At 67.3% G+C, this 19,116-nt stretch carries 13 protein-coding genes; 8 read left to right on the plus strand and 5 right to left on the minus strand.

Going from position 1 to position 19,116, the window contains the following annotated elements; all coding sequences use genetic code 11:
* Positions 1-324 precede the first annotated feature (324 nt).
* Entirely contained in the window at positions 325-2,073 is a 1,749-nt protein-coding gene (locus HUW43_RS15045) for an arylsulfatase (RefSeq protein WP_223181569.1), read from the plus strand.
* 166 nt (positions 2,074-2,239) lie between these two features.
* Here HUW43_RS15045 and HUW43_RS15050 read toward each other — a convergent pair whose 3' ends face one another.
* Positions 2,240-3,160, minus strand: coding sequence for a formylglycine-generating enzyme family protein (locus HUW43_RS15050; RefSeq protein ID WP_188238159.1), 921 nt, complete (start codon positions 3,158-3,160; stop codon positions 2,240-2,242).
* Positions 3,157-3,780 carry a TetR/AcrR family transcriptional regulator gene (locus tag HUW43_RS15055; protein ID WP_188238160.1) on the minus strand — a complete coding sequence of 208 codons (624 nt, stop codon included), beginning with the start codon at positions 3,778-3,780 and terminating at the stop codon, positions 3,157-3,159. The genes HUW43_RS15050 and HUW43_RS15055 overlap by 4 nt, the downstream gene beginning before the upstream one ends.
* A 123-nt stretch (positions 3,781-3,903) precedes the next feature.
* Here HUW43_RS15055 and HUW43_RS15060 point away from each other — a divergent pair, with 123 nt between their 5' ends.
* The 6 genes from HUW43_RS15060 (at position 3,904) to HUW43_RS15085 (ending at position 14,636) form a co-directional block, all read left to right on the plus strand.
* The gene (locus HUW43_RS15060; protein WP_188238161.1) at positions 3,904-5,535 is read left to right on the plus strand and encodes a sulfatase-like hydrolase/transferase; all 1,632 of its coding nucleotides are present in this window, start codon (positions 3,904-3,906) and stop codon (positions 5,533-5,535) included.
* A 231-nt stretch (positions 5,536-5,766) separates the two neighbouring features.
* Positions 5,767-6,774, plus strand: a complete 1,008-nt coding sequence (locus HUW43_RS15065) for a LacI family DNA-binding transcriptional regulator (RefSeq protein ID WP_188238162.1) — start codon at positions 5,767-5,769, stop codon at positions 6,772-6,774.
* 120 nt (positions 6,775-6,894) lie between these two features.
* Positions 6,895-9,870: a beta-phosphoglucomutase gene (pgmB, locus tag HUW43_RS15070; protein WP_223181570.1), complete on the plus strand. Its 2,976-nt coding sequence runs from the start codon at positions 6,895-6,897 to the stop codon at positions 9,868-9,870.
* Positions 9,864-12,224 (plus strand): TonB-dependent siderophore receptor, encoded by a 2,361-nt coding sequence (locus HUW43_RS15075; RefSeq protein WP_188238163.1) that lies wholly within the window; start codon positions 9,864-9,866, stop codon positions 12,222-12,224. Before pgmB ends, HUW43_RS15075 begins: the two co-directional genes overlap by 7 nt.
* Positions 12,225-12,507: 283 nt before the next feature.
* Positions 12,508-13,737 carry an MFS transporter gene (locus tag HUW43_RS15080; protein WP_188238164.1) on the plus strand — a complete coding sequence of 410 codons (1,230 nt, stop codon included), beginning with the start codon at positions 12,508-12,510 and terminating at the stop codon, positions 13,735-13,737.
* Between the two features lie 56 nt (positions 13,738-13,793).
* Positions 13,794-14,636: an amidohydrolase family protein gene (locus tag HUW43_RS15085; protein WP_188238165.1), complete on the plus strand. Its 843-nt coding sequence runs from the start codon at positions 13,794-13,796 to the stop codon at positions 14,634-14,636.
* 100 nt (positions 14,637-14,736) lie between these two features.
* Here the strand turns inward: HUW43_RS15085 and HUW43_RS15090 are convergent, their stop codons facing one another.
* From HUW43_RS15090 to HUW43_RS15100, 3 genes are all read right to left on the minus strand, one after another.
* On the minus strand, positions 14,737-15,903 hold the full coding sequence (locus HUW43_RS15090) for an iron-containing alcohol dehydrogenase (protein ID WP_223181571.1): 1,167 nt from the start codon (positions 15,901-15,903) through the stop codon (positions 14,737-14,739).
* A gap of 54 nt (positions 15,904-15,957) precedes the next feature.
* Positions 15,958-17,016, minus strand: a complete 1,059-nt coding sequence (locus tag HUW43_RS15095; protein ID WP_188238166.1) for an alpha/beta hydrolase family protein — start codon at positions 17,014-17,016, stop codon at positions 15,958-15,960.
* A gap of 75 nt (positions 17,017-17,091) precedes the next feature.
* A complete protein-coding gene (locus HUW43_RS15100; protein WP_188238167.1) occupies positions 17,092-18,111 on the minus strand; it encodes an autoinducer binding domain-containing protein in 1,020 nt (339 codons plus the stop codon).
* A 142-nt stretch (positions 18,112-18,253) separates the two neighbouring features.
* Here HUW43_RS15100 and HUW43_RS15105 point away from each other — a divergent pair, with 142 nt between their 5' ends.
* Positions 18,254-19,096 carry a helix-turn-helix domain-containing protein gene (locus HUW43_RS15105; protein WP_188238168.1) on the plus strand — a complete coding sequence of 281 codons (843 nt, stop codon included), beginning with the start codon at positions 18,254-18,256 and terminating at the stop codon, positions 19,094-19,096.
* Positions 19,097-19,116: the final 20 nt, after the last annotated feature.

Genomic DNA, 19,116 nt, shown 5'->3' on the forward strand with positions numbered 1-19,116 from the left:
GGGCCGACAAGGCGGCGCAGGGCCACTGCGTCCCTCCATGGCGTCATCCCGGCGAAGGCTCGAATCCCGCTCTCTCGCGCCCCGAAGCAATGGCGAGGGTCCGGTCATCGCCGGGGCGACGATCCAGTCAGCATCGGGATACTGACCCTGATTCTGAGGCGGATACGCGTCGGCCCGCTTCCACCCCATTGACTCGGCAATATATTGGCATAGTTAATGTCATATCTCTTGGGGGTGGGGGTGATGGCACTATGCTGGAGGACCACTAGAGCGCGTCGCTTGGTCGGGTTGCGGCGTGCTGCCGTCATCGCGCTCGCGTGCCTGTTGGGGACCGCAACGGGTCAGGCGCAACCGCGATCCGGGCCGCCGCGTCAGCCCAATATCGTGATCTTCCTCGCCGACGACTGGGGCTTTTCGGACGTCGGTGCCTTTGGTTCCGAAATCGCGACGCCGCATATCGACGCGCTGGCGCACGCAGGGATGCGCTTTTCCAACTTCCACGTCGCGGGTTCCTGCTCGCCGACGCGCGCGATGCTTCAGACCGGGGTGATGAACCACCGCAACGGCCTCGGCAACATGCCCGAAACGATCCCCGACGCGCATCGGGGCAAGCCGGGCTATGACACGGTGATGAACCTGCGCGTCGTGACGATCGCGCAACTGATGAAGGCGGCGGGATACCGCACCTACCTCACCGGCAAATGGCATCTGGGCGCCGATGCGAAGCGCCTGCCGCACGCGCGCGGATATGACCGCGCGTTCAGCCTTGCCGATGCCGGCGCCGACAATTTCGAGCAAAGGCCGATCGAGGGGCTGTACGACAAGGCGAACTGGACCGAGAACGGCAAGCCCGCGACCTTGCCCAGGGATTATTATTCGTCGGCCTTCGTCGTCGAAAAGATGATCGAATATATCGAATCGGATCGCGCGAGCGGCAAACCCTTCTTCGCTTCGGTCAACTTCCTTGCCAATCATATCCCGGTGCAGGCGCCCGACAGCGACATCGCGCGCTATGCGGCGATGTACAGGGAGGGGTGGACGGCGCTGCGCGCGGCTCGGGCGCGGCGCGCGGCGGCGCTTGGCATCGTGCCCGCGGGCGCGCCGATGGTGACGATGCCGACGACGCGCGACTGGCAGAAGCTGGACGACGACGAGCGTGCGGCGGCGGTGCGCGTGATGCAGGCCTATGCCGGCATGGCGACCGCGATGGACCGCGAGATCGGCCGACTGGTCGCGCACCTCAAGACCAGGGGCGATTACGACAATACGATCTTTGTCTTTCTGTCCGACAATGGCGCCGAACCGACCGATCCGTTCAGCTCGTTCCGCAACCGGCTGTTCCTGGGGATGCAATATGACCTTGCGACCGACAATATCGGGCGGCGGGGCAGTTTTTCGGCGATCGGAGCCAGCTGGGCGAGCGCGGCGGCGTCGCCTTTATCGGGTTATAAGTTCAGCGCGACCGAAGGCGGGCTGCGCGTCCCGCTGATCATCGCCTGGCCGGGGCATGGCGCGATTCAAGCGGGCGCGATCAGCGACGGGCTGGCGCATGTCACCGACCTTTTGCCCACGCTTGCCGAGCTGGCCGACGTGCCGCTGCACGATGGGCGATGGCAGGGGCGAAGCGTCGAGCCGATCACGGGGCGCAGCCTGGTGCCGATGCTGAAGGGGGGTGCGGGAAGCGTCCATGGCGACGCGCCGCTCGGTTATGAATTGTCGGGCAATGCCGCGCTGTTCCGCGGCGATTACAAGCTGGTGCGCAACCTGCCGCCGACCGGCGACGGCAAATGGCGGCTCTACGACCTCAGCACCGATCCCGGCGAAACGCGCGACCTGTCGGCGGCGATGCCCGATCGATTCGCCGCGATGATGGCCGACTACCGCGCCTATGCAAAGGCGAATGGCGTGCTCGACATGCCCGCGGGCTATACGGCCGACGAGCAGATCAACCGTTATGCGTGGGAGCAGCAGGGGCGCAAACGCGCGATCACGGCCGCGCTGTGGCTGGGCGGCGGGTTGATGGTGCTGGCGTTGCTGGTCTGGGGCTGGCGGCGGCGACGGGCGCGGGGGTAGGCTTTTTTGGGATGTCGGCCGAGCGATAATCGGGGTGGCCGAAATCATTGCCGGCTTTGCGGTGGGCAGCCGTCGTGGCGCAAGCAAGCCGCGCGCCTTCAGGGAGGGGCCTTATGGCAGCAACCGGTCGCTTCCCGCCATTCCCGTCGTTGCTTGCGGCGCGGGCCTATTCCTTCGGCGGCGGGCGCGCCGTGTCGATCAGGCGAAAGCCGATATGGTCGGTGCCCAGGCTGCGTTCCTGGAACTGGCGTGCGGCCGGGCGATAGCGTGCGCAATAATTGGCGGCGCACAAAAAGCTGCCGCCCTTGATGACATTGCGTTCGCTGTCCGCCGCGCTCGTCGTCCATTCCCAGACATTGCCGATCAGGTCGTGGACGCCATGCGCATCCGCCGGAAAACAGGCGACCGGCGCGCGCCCGGTAAAGCCATCGGTGCCAAGGTCGCGAACGGGAAAGCTGCCCTGATAAAAATTGGCGCGCGGCTTGCCGTCCTTGCCGACGGGACCATCGCGGTCGGCGCCGCCGGTCGCCGCGGCGAGTTCCCATTGCTCCTCGCTTGGCAGCGCCTTGCCCTTCCATTTGGCGAAGGCGAGCGCGTCCTCAAACCCTATCTGCACGACCGGATCGCGGTCGCGCCCGTCGATGTTCGTCGCGGGTCCCGCGGGGTGGCGCCACTCGGCGCCGACGACCCAGCGCCACCAGTTCGGGTTGCCGTCGGTCGGGGCGGTAAAGACCGCCGAGCCGGGGACGAGCATGTCGGGCGGCGCGCCGGGGATCGGCGGCGGGTCTTGCTCGGCGAGCGTCTTGTAACCCGTCGCACGGACGAACTCCGCGAAATCGGCGTTGGTCACCTCGTGCGTCGCCATCCAGAAGCCCGCGACGGTCACCTGGCGCGGTGGCCCCTCTTCGGGCAGCCGCGCGTCGGCGCCCATGGTGAAGGTGGCGCCGGGGATCCAGACATATTCCTGTGCCGGCATCGCGGGACATTCGGGGGACTTGGCCTGGGCCAGCGGCGGCGCGGCCTCGTCGCCGCACGCGGCGAGCGTGCCCGGCAGAAGCAGCGCAAGCAGCATGGCGGCGCGGGTCATTCGTCGGCCACCGTCGCCAGCAGCGCCTCGACCATATGCCCGATCACTTCGCCCGCGTCCTCTGCGGGCAGGCCCTGGTCGTGACGCAGCGTGCGCCATGTGTGAAAGGAGAGCGTAGCGCACAGCGCCTCGACGGTGATGCGGTCGGTCAGCACGGGACCGGGGAGCAGGCGCAGGATCAGTTCGCGTTCGATCATCACGACGCGGCTATATTGCCCCATCAGAAAGGGCGACTGATAGCGCTTGATGTTCGCGGCGAGGCGGAAGGGCAAAGTCGTTTCAAAGACGCGGATACGGCGGCGGACGAGCTCGCGGACATTGGCGCGCCACGGCTGGTCGGGATAGGGCGCCATGATGATCGGCATCACGCGGTCGGTAACCGTCGCGGTGATCTCGGAATAGAGCGCGTCCATATCGTCGAAATGGCGGAATACGGTGCGCAGGCCGATGCCCGCTTCCTCGGCGACGCGCGCCGCGCTCGGCGACAAATCGCCCGCGACGATCAATTCCATCATCGCCTCGACGATGCGCTTGTGGCTCGACCGGCTCCGCGCGCGGCGCCCGTCGATCCGCTCGGCGCCGCTGCGCGCCGCTTCCGATTTCCTCAGCCCGGTCGTCATTGCGTTCCTCGCTGGCCCAGCGCGCCGCCGACGTCAAACGATCTTGCGCGTCGGCGATTATAATGACACATATAGTGTCAATAGTTTCATGGCAAGCCGAAGCCGCGGGCGAAAGGGATGGGCATGGCGAAAAAATGGGTCGTTCTGGGCACCCTGACGCTGGCAGCGGTGGGCGCCTATTGGGCTTATGACGCGAACAAATACCGTATCCCCGGCATCGTGCAGGACTGGCGCGACCCGGTGCAACCGAACCGGCAGGTCGCGTGGCAACAAGGGCCGACGGCGCCGCCGGAGGGCGAGCGGCCGCCGAACATCATCCTGATCGTCGCCGACGACCTTGGCTATAACGACATCAGCCTGAATGGCGGCGGCGTTGCGGGGATCGTCCAGACGCCGAATATCGACGCGCTGGCGCGCGAAGGGGTCCATTTCACCACCGCCTATGCCGCGAACGCGACCTGCTCGCCTTCGCGCGCGGCGATGATGACGGGGCGCTATCCAACGCGCTTTGGGTTCGAGTTCACCGCCGTGCCGATCGAGTTCGCCGAAAATCTGGCGCATGGCGAGGGTGTCGGGCCGCACCGGGCGATCTTTCACGACGAACTGGTGACCCCCGACATTCCGCCCTATCCCCAGATGGGCGTTCCGGCAAGCGAGGTGACGATTGCCGAGGCGGTGAAGGCGGCGGGCTATCACACGCTTCACATCGGCAAATGGCATCTGGGCGAAGCGCCCGAGCTTCAGCCGCAGCGCCAAGGTTTCGACGAAAGCCTCGCGGTGCTCGCGGGCGCGGCGATGTTCCTGCCGGAGGACGATTCCGATGCGGTCAACGCCAAGCTGCCGTGGGATCCGATCGACCGTTTCCTCTGGGCGAACCTGCGCCATGCGGTCACCTTCAACGGCAGCCAGCGCTTCGCCGCAAAGGGGCATATGACCGATTATTTCGCCGACGAGGCGATCAGGGCGATCGAGGCGAACCGCAATCGGCCTTTCTTCCTCTATCTGGCCTTCACCGCGCCGCACACGCCGCTTCAGGCGACGCGCGCCGATTATGACAGGCTCGCCGCGATCAAGGACCACAAGACGCGCGTTTATGGCGCGATGATCGCGCAGATGGACCGGCGGATCGGCGACGTGATGGCCAAGCTGAAAGAGGCCGGGATCGACGACAATACACTCGTCATCTTCACCAGCGACAATGGCGGCGCCTGGTATAACGGGATGCCAAAGCTCAACGCCCCGTTTCGCGGCTGGAAGGCGACTTTTTTCGAGGGCGGCCTGCGCGCACCCCTGTTCATGCGCTGGCCCGCGCGCATTGCGCCGGGGACCGTGCGCGCCGATGTGACCGGGCATCTCGACATCTTTGCCACCATCGCGGCGGCGGCGGGCGCGGCACTGCCCGAAGGCCGGACGATCGACAGCGAGAATATATTGGCCGGACCCGCGCGGCGGCCTGCGATGTTCTGGCGCTCGGGCGATTATCGCGCGGTGCGCGCGGGCGACTGGAAATTGCAGCTGACCAGGCGGCCCGAACGCGCGCGCCTCTATAACCTGGCCGCCGATCCGACCGAGCGGATCGACCTGTCGGCGCGCGAACCGGCCCGCGTCGCCGCGCTGCGCGCGATGATCGAAGCGCAGAATAAGGACATGGCCAGGCCGATCTGGCCGGGGCTGGTCGAAGGGCCGGTGCGCATCGACGTGCCGCTGAACGCGCCGTGGCGGGATGGGCAGGATTATATCTATTGGACCAACTGATCGCTACGTCCAACCGGAACGCTTCTGGCTGAATCGTCATCCCGGCCATCGCCGGGATGACGGGCGGCTGGGTTGCGTTGCGGTTCGCCCGATGCGCCGCTGGAGCGGCGAGCGTCTAATCAGGGCCATCGTCCCGTTCGCTCGACACCAACGGAGATGAAGCCTTGCCCATTCGGCGCAAGACGCTCTAGGCGCTTGTGAAACATCGCCGCTGCGCGTTAAGGGGCGGGGATGGCACGGCGACCGGGGTCCAATGGCGGCGGCAACGCGCGCCCGACGATGGCGGACATCGCGAACGAACTCGGCCTGGCCAAGATCACCGTGTCGCGCGCGCTGTCGAACCCGGCGAGCGTCAAGGAAAGCACGCGGCGGCTGGTCCGCGAGACCGCCGAGCGCATGGGATACCGGCTCAACGTATCGGCGCGGAACCTGCGGCAACAGCGCACGCGCACGATCGCGGTGGTGATCGAAATGACGCCGTCGCACGAACGGTTGATGAGCGAGCCTTACCCGCTGCTGCTGCTGGGCGGCATCCTGCAGGAACTGACCGCAGCGGGGCAGAATATGGTGCTGACGACGATTGACCTGTTCATTGCGGCGCCACCGTCCGCCGACGGGGTGATCCTGCTGGGGCAGGGGGTGCACGACGATGCCGCCGCGATGGTCGAGGCGACGGGGCTGCCCTATGTCGTGTGGGGCGCCGCACACGGCCCGCCGGAGCGCATCGTCGTCGGCAGCGACAATCGCGAGGGCGGGCGGCTCGCCGCAGAGCATCTGCTCGGCCGCGGTCGCCAAAGGCTCCTGTTCCTCGGCGATGCCGAACATGGCGAGGCCGAGGACCGGCTGCGCGGGTTCGAGGCGCGCGTCGCGACGTCGGACGCGGCGATCGTCGGCAATATCCCCTGCGCCTTCACCCTCGCTGCGGGACGCGCGGCGGTGGGGCCGCTGCTCGATGCACGGGGGCTCGATTTCGACGGCATTTTTGCGGCAAGCGACGCGATCGCCATGGGCGCGATCGAGGCGTTGCAGGCGCGCGGGCATAACGTGCCGGGCGACGTCTCGGTCGTCGGGTTCGACGATTCGCCGGGTGCCGCGCTCTTCTCTCCGCCGCTTACGAGCATCCGGCAGGACTGGGCGTTCGGCGGCGAGTTGCTGGCACAGAAGGTGCTCGCCAAGGTGGCGGGCCAGCCCGTCGAGTCGCGCGCGATGCCGGTGTCGTTGGTCACGCGCGAAAGCTGAAACAAGGGGATTTTTCGGGTTGCAGATACGGCTTTCCCGCAAAATGGTATCGATACCTTGACATCGATACCATTTTGCGGGAAAGCAACGCCAAGAACGAAGGTCCGTGTCGCCTTCGTCATGGGTGAGGATCGGGTGGCGAGCAGCGGACAGTTTCTGGAATCGATGCGGCTCGTCCGGCGCGGCGCGGCGCCGGACGACGCGAGCGCGCGGGCGCTGTTCGCGCTCGCCAACGGGCTGGTCGGGGTCGAGGGCGTAGCCGATGAATGCGCTGCGGCGCCCTGCGCCTATCTGCCCGATGCCTATATCCGCCGCCCGATCAGCTACCATGAAAGCTTCCCCGGCTATGCCAGCGCGACCGACACGCGCATCGCCTGTCCCAGCCCGGTGCTGCTGCGGCTCGAAATCGACGGGCGGTCGGTCGATTTCGCCGCCGCCGAGCTGCTCGACAGCGAAAGCGTGCTCGATCTGGCGAGCGGGCAGTTGCAGCGCCGCGCGCGCTGGCGGTTCGCCGACGGGCGAACGCTGGAGATTGCCGCCGCGCGGATCGTGCCGCTGGACGGTGGCGCGATCGTCGCCTCGCGCCTGCATATCCGCCCGGTCGATTTCGGCGGCGCCATTGCGGTGTCGCTGACCTATGGTTTCGACAGCGCCGCGCTTCATAAAGGCGACGCCGACGATCCGCGCATTTCGGGGCGCCTGCGTGCCGCGTGGTGCATCACGCCCCCCCTGCCGGGTGACGCCCCTTCCGTCACTCGCTTCGCGCAGGACGTCGTCGAGCTTGCCTATCGCCAGCATGTCGCCTGTCCCGGCGCGACGGTCGCCGTGACCGGAACGGGGCATGTCGTGCGCGGCGAGCTGGGTGTCGGCGACGCCCTGACGATCGACCGGGTGGTCGCGCTGGCCGCGGCCCGCGGCCGCCCGGTCGATATCGCCGCGCTGAACGATGGTGCGGCGGATTTCGACAGCATTGCCGGGCGCCAGCGCGCAGCGGTGCGGAAGCTGTGGGACGCCGCCGATCTTGCGATCGACGGCGACGGCGGACTCGCCGCCGCGCTGCGCTTTGACCTGTTCCAGCTCCACCAGTCGGCCAGCCGCGATGCCAACCACAGCATCGGCGCCAAGGGGCTGACCGGCGAGGGTTATGAGGGCCATTATTTCTGGGACGCCGAAACCTTCATGCTGCCGGTGCTGGCGTTGCAGGCGCCGGAAAAGGCGCGGACGCTGATCGCCTATCGGATCGGCAAACTGGGCGCGGCGCGCGCCCATGCCCGCGCGATCGGCCATCGGCAGGGTGCGCTCTATCCATGGCGGACGATCGGCGGCGACGAATGTTCATCGCATTATCCGACGGGATCGGCGCAATATCACATCAATGGCGACATCGCCTATGCGCTCGCGCTTTACGTGGCGGCGACGGGCGATGAGGCTTTGCGCGCCGAGGCGGCGGAGATGCTGTTCGAGACGGCGCGCATCTGGATGGAGATTGGCGCCTTTGATTCGCGGCGCGGCGGCGCCTTCTGCATCCATGGCGTCACCGGGCCCGACGAATATTCGGCGCTGGTCGACAATGATTTTTACACCAACGCGATCGCGCGCCGCCATCTGTCCTATGCCGCCGAGACCGCCGACTGGCTGCGCGCGCGCGGCGATCTGGCGGCGGTGGCGGACCGGATCGGGCTCGAAGCGGCGGAGGTCGCCGAATGGCGCCGCGCCGCCGCGGCGATGTGGCTGCCCGTCGATTCCGAACGCGGCATCAACCCGCAGGACGATGCCTTCCTTGGCCGCCCCGAACTGCCGGGGCTGGCGGCGCGGGACGGCCACGGCCCGCTGCTCATGCGCTATCACCCGATGATCCTGTTTCGCCACCAGGTCGCGAAACAGGGCAATGTCGTGCAGGCGATGGCGATGGACCTCGTCGCCATCCCGCTCGCGCTGCAGCGGCGCAATCTCGACTATTATGCGCGCGTCACGACGCATGATTCGACGCTGTCGTCGGTGTCGTTCGCCATCGCCGCGGCGCGGCTGGGCGACGAGGCCGCGGCGATGGATTTCATGCGCGAATGTGCGTTCGTCGATCTTGAGGATCGCCACGGAAACACGTCGCACGGGCTGCACATGGCAGCACTCGCGGGCAGCTGGCTGGTGCTGGCACAGGGATGGGGCGGGCTGCGCCTCGACGGCGCGCTGCCCGCCTTTCGACCGCAGCTTCCGGCGGGGTGGACGGGCTACCGCTTCCGTCTGCAATGGCGCGGCAGCACGGTCGAGGTCGCGGTCGATGCTGCGGGGGCGACCTATCGCCTGCTGTCGGGCGCGCCGCTCGACCTTACCGACCATGGCCGCGCGCTGACGGTCGGCGCCGAGCGCCGGTTCGCTCCGCGCCCGGCGTTGAAGGGCGTGATCTTCGACCTCGACGGCGTGCTCACCGACACGGCGGAGGATCATTATCAGGCGTGGCAGGCGCTCGCCGACGCGCACGGACTGCGCTTCGATCGCGAGGCGAACCATGCGCTAAAGGGCGTCGATCGCGCCGGATCGCTGCGGCTGATCCTCCAACATTCGGGCACGGCGGTCGAGCCGTCGAAGTTCGACGCGATGCTGGCGGAAAAGAACGCCGCCTATGTCGCGCGGCTCCGCGGCTATACACCCTCCAATCTGTTCGACGGGGTGGAGCGACTGTTCGCCGACCTGCGCGCGGCGGGGCTGAAAATCGGCCTCGCCTCGGCCAGCCGTAACGCGCGCGACGTCGTGGCCCGGCTCGGCATCGCCGATGCGTTCGATTTCATCGCCGATGCGGGCGCGGTCGCGAACCCCAAGCCCGCGCCCGACATTTTCCTGGCCTGTGCCGATGGCATGGGCCTGTCCCCGGACCAGTGCATCGGAGTCGAAGATGCACGCGCCGGAATAGCGGCCATCCATGCGGCGGGCATGGTGGCCATAGGCATCGGGTCTGAAGAGGCGCTGCCCGATGCCGACGTCCACGTCCCCGCCATCGGCGACCTCACGCTTGGCCAGATCCTGTCGGCAGAACAGGAAAGGGCCGCGCGCGGGCGCCGGACAAGCAGAACAGCCAATGCGGAGGATATGCCATGTTGAAGACCACCCACCTGCTGTCGTCGATCGCGCTGTTTGCGCTGCCGGTGGCTGCGCACGCCCAGGAAGCGCCTCTCGACGATTCGGTCCCCGCCGACGAGGAAATCGTCGTCACCGGCACCGCCGGCGGCGGCATCAGCCGCCAGGACGCGGCGTTCGCGATCACCAACATCAATGCCGAGGCGATCGAGCGCGCGGCGCCGAACAGCACCGCCGACCTGTTCAAGGTCATCCCCGGCGTGTCGGCCGAAAGTTCGGGTGGCCAGAATGGCGCCAACATCTTCGTGCGCGGCTATCCGTCGGGCGGCGACGCCGAATTCGTCACGCTGACGGTGCAGGGCGTGCCCTTCTTCTCGCCGCCGACCTTGTCCTTCCTCGAAAACACGCAGCTGATCCGCATCGACGAGACGATCGCGCGCGTCGAGGCAGTGCGCGGCGGCACCGGCGCGCTGTTCGGCAACGGCCAGCCCGGCCTGACCGTCAACTTCGTCCAGAAAGAGGGCGGGCGCGATTTCGAGGGACTGGTGAAGGCCAGCATCACCGATTATGGCGACCTGCGCGGCGACATGCTCCTGTCGGGGCCGCTCGGCGAGTCGACCAGCTTCATGGTCGGCGGCTATTATGCGAGCGGCAACGGCATTCGTGACCCGCGCTTCACCGCCGAAAAGGGCGGACAGATCACCGCCAACGTCCGGCACGACATGGACCGCGGCTCGATCCTCGTCTTTGCGCGCTACCTCAACGATCGCGGCCAGTGGCTGTTGCCTATTCCGGTGGTCCGCGACGGCGACAAGGTGCGCCGGTTCGGCAATATCGACCCCGGCACCGGCGTGCTTGCGGGTCCGGAGACGCGATTGAGCCTGCTGCCCGACGGCACGCGCGCCGACCTTGCCGATGGGCGCGGCGCCGACCTCATCAACCTCGGCACCAATTTCGACTATGAGATCGGCGACGGGCTGCAGCTGCGCTATCGTGCAAGCTATTTGAAGGGCGATGCCGACACGACGGGCCTTGTCCCCGCGAGCACCGCGACAAGCGCCGACGCCTATGCCGCCTCGCTCGGCAGCACGATCGGCAGCCTCACCTATGTCAACGGGGGGCAGGCGGTCGCGGGCAGCCAGCAGGTGATCCGCGCGGGCACCTGGATCGTGCGCAAGCAGATCGAGGATTTCACCAACGACCTTGCGGTCGAATGGGACAGCGGGAACAACAAGTTCACCGTCGGCGCCTATTATTCGGACTTTTCGTCGAACGACCAGTGGAACCTTGGCAACGTCCAGTTGCTCACCGCCGAAACGAACGCCCGGCTGCTCAACCTCGTCCTCGCGAACGGGCAGGTCGCGACCGACCGCGGTTTCACCCAGGGTTCCTTCTTCAACGTCAACGCCGCCTATGACGGGCGCGAATATGCCTTCTATGCGGTCGACGAGTTTCAGCTGACGCCCGAACTGCGGCTCGACGCGGGCGTCCGTTACCAGCATTACAGGGCGAGCGGGACGCTGGAGAATAATGACTTCGGCGTGAACGTCGACGGCGATCCCGACACGCTTTATGACAACGGGACCGCGGTGCTCAACGGCACCTTCCGCAACATCGCCTATAAAAAGGGTGCATGGTCGTGGACGATCGGGGCCAACTACGACCTCTCTTCGTCGGTCGGCGTCTATGCACGCTACAACCGCGGCAACACCAACCCCTTTTTCGATAATCTGCGCGACGGGATTTTCGTTTCGCCGCGCGTCGACAATTATGAAGGCGGGGTGAAGGTCCGCACCGACCTCGTGTCGCTTTACGCGACGCTGTTCCACACGCGGTTCAAGGGGTTGTCCACGACGGTCATCACCAACGGCGCGCCGATCGCGTCGGTCGGCGGCGCGCGCAGCACGGGGATCGAGCTCGAAGGGCAGATCCGCCCGGTCGACAATTTTTCGGTCGCCTTTTCGGGCACCTGGCTCGACGCGAAATATCGGAACTTCTTCACCGATGGCGGGGCGACCGACCTGTCGGGCAACCGGGTGCAGCGCCAGCCCAAGTGGCAGTGGCGCGTCACCCCGGCCTATGACATTCCGTTCGGAAACGATGGCAAGGTCTCGCTCTATTCGACCTTCACCTATGTCGGCGACCGTTTCTCGGACACCGCGAACGTCCAGACGCTGCCCAATTATTTCAAGATCGACGCCGGGATCAGCGTTGATGTGAACCGGGCATTGAGCTTTGCGGTGACCGCGGACAATCTGACCGACGAGGTCGGGCTGACCGAAGGCGATCCGCGCCAGCTCGGCGGCGGGAGCCAGGTCGTCAACGCCCGCCCGATCCTCGGTCGCTCGTTCCGCTTCAGCGCGGCGTATCGCTTCTGAGTTCATCCCTCCCTGGGTGGCCGCAGCCTCTTTGCGGCCACCCCTCTTTTGGGGGGAGCAATGTCCCTTCCTCCCCCCCTTGATGGGGGAGGAGGAAGCGATCCCCGGACCAAGTCCGGGGCGCAGCAGAGGGGGGTGGGCTCTCGGCCTGCGACGATCGTGCAAGGGCACAACGCCACCCCCAATCCACCTTCGCCTGGTCGCTCCGCGACAAGGCTGTGTCTCCTTCGCCCGTCAAGGGCAAGGACTTGGTCGATCTTTCGGCCGTGACTAAGGACATGCCATGGCCCGCACTCGATTGATCGCTGCGCTGATCCTGACCTATGTCGCCTTTGCGATGCTGCTCAACAGCGTCGGGACGGTGATCCTTCAGTCGATTTCGAGCTTCGGCGTCAGCAAGCCGCAGGCGAGCACACTCGAAGGGTTCAAGGACATCACCATCGCGCTCGTGTCGTTTGCAACGGCGAGTTATCTGGCGCGGATCGGCCTTCGCACCGCGCTGATCGGTGCGCTGCTGCTGGCCATCGCGGGCTGCCTGGTGATGCCGATGCTTGGCAGTTTCGGCGCGGCGCAGCTCCATTTCGCGATGGTCGGCGCTGCGTTTGCCGTCGCCAAGGTCGCGGTCTATTCGATGATCGGCTTCGTCACTGCCGGGCCGCGCCAGCACGCCAGCCTGACCAGCCTGATCGAAGGCATGTTCATGGTGGGGGTGCTCGCCTCCTATTGGGTGTTCAGCGCCTTCATCGACCCCACCGGGCTGCGCTGGCTGAACGCTTATTGGGTGCTCGCGGGCATCGTCGCGCTGGCGCTCGCGCTGCTGCTCTCGGCGCGCGTCGACGAAGCGCCGGCGGGCGAGGAGCCCGCGGTGCCCGATGCGGCGCCCTTCCTTGCGATGCTGCGCCTCGCGGCGCTGCCGCTCGTGCTGGTTTTCGTGCTCTGCGCCTTTGTCTTCGTCGTCATCGAACAGGGGATCGGCACCTGGCTGCCGACCTTCAACAACGAGGTGCTGCACCTGCCCGCGCAGATGAGCGTGCAGGCGGCGAGCCTGTTCGCGGCGTGCATCGCACTCGGGCGCTTCGGCGCGGGGGCGGTGATGGCGCGTTTCGACTGGTATCCGGTGCTGAACGCCTGCCTGATCCTGCTCGCGGCGCTGATCATCCTCGTCCTGCCGCTCGCCGACGGGCTGTCGCCGCGGCCGATCGCGGGATGGCGCGACGCGCCCGTCGCGGCCTTTCTGTTCCCGCTCATCGGCTTTGCGCTCGCGCCCATCTATCCCACGATTATCTCGGCGATGCTGAGTGCGATGCCCGGCCGCCAGCACCCGCCGCTGATGGGGCTGGTCGTCGTCTTTTCGGCGCTCGGCGGCACGACCGGGTCGGTCATCACCGGCCAGCTTTTCGCGCATCTCGACGGGCGCACCGCCTTCACGCTGATGCTCGTGCCGACGGCGATCCTCGGCATCGGCCTCTATCTGCTGCGGCGGCAGATCGGGGCAAGCGATACCGCGAGGTAATTGGCGGCGGCACGCGGCTGTGGCAGGGGGCGGCTGACATTGCCGACGGAGACATCATGCGCACCCTGCTCCTTTCGCTCGCCCTGTTCGCCCCCTTCGCGTCGGTCGCCGCCGAGGACCGGGTCATCGACACCCATGTCCATCTGTGGAACGGCGCCGAATCGGTTGCCGACTATCGCGCCAAGCTGAAAGCCGCGGGGCTTTCGGTCGAACGGTTCGGCGCGATGTGGTTCGGCGGCCCCAATCAGGCGCGCGCGGGCAATCCCGCCGACATCAGCGCCCGCAACGACGCGCTGATCGCGCTCGCCAAAGACCATCCCGACATGATCCCGATCGCGACCGTCCACCCCTATGACGGCGAGGCTGCACTGGCCGAAGTGACGCGCGTGGCGGGGCGCGGGGTCAAGATACTGAAAATCCATCCGCACACGCAGGGATTCGACGCCGCCGACCCCCGCGTGCTCGCGCTGGTCCAACATGCCGGCGCGGCGGGGATGGTCGTGTTGCTCGACAACGGCGGCATCGTGCCCGCCGACAATGAAAAGCTGTTCAACCTCGCGCTCGCGGCGCCGAAGACGCGGTTCATCCTTGCGCATATGGGCGGGCTGGGGTTTCGCTTCTGGAACATCCTGGCACTCGCGCGCACGGCCGAGGGGTTGTTCGGCGAGAATATCTATTTCGACATTTCGGCGAGCGTCATCCTGGCCGCCGATTCGCCGATCGAGGACGAATATGTCTGGACGATCCGTAATGTCGGTATCGACCAGGTGCTGATCGCGTCGGATTATCCGCAGATTTCGCTCGCGAAGACGCTCGATGCGCTCGACAAGCTGGACCTGACCGAAGAGGAACGCGCGAAGATCCGCTCGGGCAACGCGAAGCGGCTGCTGGGACTCTAGGACGCGATGCCCCGTCCCCGACATCGAGACGTGGGAGAGCGGGCGACGGGGCGAGCGCGCTTAAGCAGGGCGCGGATTGCGCGGAGCTGAACGATCCGGCCTAAGTTTCGAAAATCTTCGTATAAAGCATCGCCATTTCTTCGGCATCGGGGACGCGCGGATTGTTTGCCGGTGAACCCGATGCCGCCGCCTGCGCGCACATCGTCGGGACGAGCGCGTCCCAGCGCGCCGGGTCGATGCCCCATGCGGCGGGGCCCGGCACCTCCAGTTCGCGGTTGAGCGCCGCCAGCTCCTCGACCAGCCGCGCCACCGCCGCCTGATCGCCCTCGGCATCTTCCGCGACGCCCATCGCGCGCGCGCAGTCGGCGTAGCGGGGAAGCGCGGCCGGCGCCGACCAGGCGGTGACCGTCGGCAGCAGCATCGCGTTCGACAGGCCGTGGGGCACATGGAAGTGCGCGCCGATCGGCCGGCTCATCCCGTGGACGAGCGCGACCGAGCTGTTGGAGAAAGCCATCCCCGCCTGCGTCGCACCCAGCATCATCGCCTCGCGCGCCGCGGTGTCCATCGGGTCGGCGCATACGCGGCGCAGGTTCGGCGCGATCGCGCGCATCGCGAGCAGCGCCATGCCGTCGCTGAACGGATTGGCGCGGCGCGAGACATAGGCTTCGATCGCATGTGTCAGCGAATCGATCCCGGTATCGGCGGTAAGCCGCTTCGGTTTGGTAAAGGTCAGCTCATAATCGACGAGCGCCGCGACGGGCAGATAGGCGAGGCCGGGGCAGAGCATCTTTTCGTCGGTCGCATCGTCGGTGATGATCGTGAAGCGCGTCGCTTCCGAGCCCGTGCCGGCGGTCGTCGGGATCGCGATCACCGGCAGGCCGGGTATGTCCTGAACATGCGGCGCCTTGTAATCGGCCATCGCGCCGCCGTGGGCGGCGAGCAGCGCGATCGCCTTGGCGCTGTCGAGCGGGCTGCCGCCGCCGAAACCGACGACGCAATCGTGACGGCCTTGCTTGAGGAACGTCACACCCCTGTCGATCGAGACGGTCGTGGGGTCGGGCACGGTGTCGGCGAACACGCGCGCGCTGATTCCGGCCGCTGCAAGAAGGCCGGTCAGTTCGTCGACGCGGCCGCTGCGCAGCAGCCAGGCGTCGGTGACGATCAGCGGGCGCGACAGTCCCAAAGCATCGAGCACCTCGGCGAGCTGTTTCGATGCACCGCCGCCGATGCGGAGGATGCGGGGAAGGGCAATGGGCGCGATGCTCAACGGACGATCTCCTGACAAGGCGGTCTTACGTCGTGGCGCGCAGGGCTGAAATCCCTATTGTGCGCGCTTGCCGATCGTCCGTGCGAAGAGGTCGAGCGCGGCCGTGATCGCGGCGCGATGGACAGCGGCGGGTCTGCGCTGGTGCGCGCAGAAGGGGAGCGGGTCCGGCGACCCCGCGGCGCAGGTGGCCAGGAAATCATAGTGCCCGGCGTCCGGCACGATCTGATGATGCGCGCGGGGCAGCCGCGCCGCGGCGACGAGGCCATTGGTGGTGCCGGGCGCCACATGGTCGGCGCCGCCGAGGATGAAGCGCGCCTCGGCGTCGATGGTGGCGAGGCTGGCGGGATCGAACGCCTGCACGATCGCGGGTGCCATGACGAGCAGCGCGCGGATGCGGGGGTGCGGCCGCGCGGCGGCAGCCTGCGCCAGCCGGGCGCGGGCCGGGGCACTGTCCAGAATCGCCAGCACGTCTTTGATGGGGACCGCATATTCGATCTGCGGGCGGCAGACGCCGTCGTCGGGGTTGGCTGCGCAGAAGCGGCGCAGCCGTTCCGGTTCGACGCGCGCGCCCGCGAGCGCGAGCGTGGTGAAGCCGCCCGCCGAGAAGCCTGCTGCGGCGACGCGGTCGGGGTCAAGCAGCGGGCCTAGCTCGGCGTCGGCGGCGACATGGTCATAGGCACGTCGCAGATCGCCGGGGCGTTCAAAGAAAAGCGCGGCGCCCGCCCTGGTCATCGGGTCGAGCCCGTTGTTGCCGGGATGGTCGACGCCAATCACGACATAACCCGCCTCGGCCATTGCGGCGGCGAACCAGCCCATCGCGACCGCTGCGCCGCCGAAGCCGTGCGAAAGGAGGATGACGCCGCGGCGTCCGCGGGCGGCAGGGGGCGCATCGCGCGCGGCGGGCGGCGCGGTTCCGGCACTGTCATCGCTTGCGGCAGGATACCAGACGGTGATGCGCAGCCGCGTGCTGCCATCGGCGCTGCGTATCGCCGCCGGCGGATGATCGGCAATCATCAACCGCTGTCCGATCACGGGCTCGGCCCGCGTCGCCGGGGCAGCGCACAGCAGCAGAAACAGGACAGCGAGGCACAGCGGTGCGCGAAGCCCGATCATCACCCGTCCTTTCTCAGCGCGCACCCTTGACCATTTTTGCCCCGTCGATCGATTACCTGGCGCGTCATGGCGCGGTCAAATAAGGTTGAGCGCCGCGGCGCGGCACGCCGCCATCGCCGGACTGGCGCACCCCATCGTAGCCGCGATGCCGCGCAACCGCCGCTCGACCTCCGCTTCGGCCAGCGCGAGCCTTTGTCCGATCCCGTCGATCGAATAGCCGGCCGCGAAAAAAGCGAGCATGTCGCGGTCGACCGCTGCGAGGCGGGCCGGATCGTTGACCGGCAGCGCGGGCGTGCCCAGCCGGGCAAGCCGGTCGAGCAGCGCGGTTGCGACAAGGGTGACGGCGGTGCGCGTTGCAAGGTCGGTATCGATCGGCCCGGCCCAGGACGACAGCGCGCGCACCGAGCCGTCGCCCATCTGAACCGGCATGACAAAGCCATCGGCGATCTGGAAATCCCGTGCCTCGTCGAGGATGCGGCGCTGGAGCGGCGAAAGCAGGGCAAGCGGGATGTCGCTCCAGAAAAAGCCGGCCGATGCGGCGGCGGTGGCGCGGATCAGATAGTCATGGTTGCGATAGCCGTTCACTTCATTGTGACGAAGCCATCCGATCGCGGGGCGCCCGTCGGCGTCGCGCGTCACTTCCCAGCCATGGGGGCCGCGCCGCAGCGTGCCGGTCATAAAGTGGGCGATCCCATTCGCCGCAAGGAAGCGCGCGGCAATGTCGACGGCGGCCGCGGCGTCGCGGGCACCCGCAATCGCCACCGCGGTCTCGAAGGCGGCCAGAGCCAGCGATGCGGCTTTGGCGGCGGTGGCCGCTGCGGCGGCCGGAGCGATCGTCGGTGCAAATCCCGCGGCGAGCAGCATCGCGTTGCGTTCGGCGGGGGCCAGCGCGAGCGCATCGGCGATACGCGCGACCATGACGGCGCTCGGGCGCGCGCGGCCCTTTTCAAGAAAGCCAAGGTGGCGCGGCGAAATGCCCATGTCGAGCGCCAGGTTCATCTGCGAACGTCCGTCGCGTTTGCGATGCTGGCGCAGCAGCGCGGGAAAGCCGGTCGGGCCCGGGCGGTCGGCGGCAGGGGAAAGCAAGGATGCCATGGCGCTGCACTTCGTCGTCGGTCGGAACGCGCTTCCCAGCCTAATTTGGGATCGGCAATATATCCAGCGCCATGCGAAACATTATTACGCCTACCTGCGAGGTAGTCGACCGGAACGCGCTTGGGCCGCATAGGCGGCACCCATGACCAGCCGCCTCGGGCCCATGCTGAAGGCCATTCGCGAACGCGCGGGCATCGCGCAACTCGAACTTTCGCTGCGCATGAATGTATCGCAACGACATGTCAGTTTCGTCGAAAGCGGCCGGTCGCGACCGAGTCGCGATCTGCTTGAAGCATGGCTGGGTGAAGCGGACGCGCCGCCGTCGCTGCGCAATGCGGTGCTGCTGGCGGCGGGCTATGCGCCCGCATCGCCCGACGTTTCGCCGCGTGACCCCAGGCTGGCGGTCGCGATCGCGGCGCTCGACCGCACGCTCGACCTGCACGAACCCTATCCCGGCCTGGTTTTCGATGCCGACTGGCAGGCGCATCTCACCAACCGCAGCGCGCGGCGGCTGATGCGACTGAACCTGCCCGATTTCGTTGCCGCGCTCGATGATCTGTCGCTGGGGTTCAGCATGATCGACGCGCTGATCCACCCCGGCGGCATGTTCCGCTTTATGCGCGATCCGTGGATCGGCGGCGGCGCGCTGCTTGACCAGTTGCGCCGCGAGCAATGGGTGCGCCCCGCGCTCGAGCCGCGCGCCGACCGCGTCGAAGCCTCGATGATCGAACGCTTCGGTCCGCGCCCGTCGCAGCCCGCGATGCCCTCGGCCGATCCCTATCTGAACCTCGTTTTCGACACGCCGCAGGGAGTGATGCGCTTTTTCACGATTCAGAGCGTCTTTGCCCTGCCTCAGGATGTCACGCTGGCGTCGCTGCGCATGGAGCTCTGGTTTCCATCCGACGAGCCGACGCGCGCCGCGATGAAGGCGCTCGCGAGCAGCGAGGCAGCCCCCGGCGAGCCTCCGGTCACCGCGAAACCATAAAGCCGGATATCGCCCCGATC

Source organism: Sphingopyxis sp. LK2115, from assembly GCF_014595975.1.
In the GTDB taxonomy this organism is placed as follows: domain Bacteria; phylum Pseudomonadota; class Alphaproteobacteria; order Sphingomonadales; family Sphingomonadaceae; genus Sphingopyxis.

Bases quoted from the DNA above. Each gene is read 5' to 3' on its own strand.
- HUW43_RS15050 (WP_188238159.1), bottom strand. From the start codon at position 3,160: ATGACCCGCGCCGCCATGCTGCTTGCGCTGCTTCTGCCGGGCACGCTC.
- HUW43_RS15055 (WP_188238160.1), bottom strand. From the start codon at position 3,780: ATGACGACCGGGCTGAGGAAATCGGAAGCGGCGCGCAGCGGCGCCGAG.
- HUW43_RS15060 (WP_188238161.1), top strand. From the start codon at position 3,904: ATGGCGAAAAAATGGGTCGTTCTGGGCACCCTGACGCTGGCAGCGGTG.
- HUW43_RS15065 (WP_188238162.1), top strand. From the start codon at position 5,767: ATGGCACGGCGACCGGGGTCCAATGGCGGCGGCAACGCGCGCCCGACG.
- pgmB (WP_223181570.1), top strand. From the start codon at position 6,895: ATGGGTGAGGATCGGGTGGCGAGCAGCGGACAGTTTCTGGAATCGATG.
- HUW43_RS15075 (WP_188238163.1), top strand. From the start codon at position 9,864: ATGTTGAAGACCACCCACCTGCTGTCGTCGATCGCGCTGTTTGCGCTG.
- HUW43_RS15080 (WP_188238164.1), top strand. From the start codon at position 12,508: ATGGCCCGCACTCGATTGATCGCTGCGCTGATCCTGACCTATGTCGCC.
- HUW43_RS15085 (WP_188238165.1), top strand. From the start codon at position 13,794: ATGCGCACCCTGCTCCTTTCGCTCGCCCTGTTCGCCCCCTTCGCGTCG.
- HUW43_RS15095 (WP_188238166.1), bottom strand. From the start codon at position 17,016: ATGATCGGGCTTCGCGCACCGCTGTGCCTCGCTGTCCTGTTTCTGCTG.
- HUW43_RS15100 (WP_188238167.1), bottom strand. From the start codon at position 18,111: ATGGCATCCTTGCTTTCCCCTGCCGCCGACCGCCCGGGCCCGACCGGC.
- HUW43_RS15105 (WP_188238168.1), top strand. From the start codon at position 18,254: ATGACCAGCCGCCTCGGGCCCATGCTGAAGGCCATTCGCGAACGCGCG.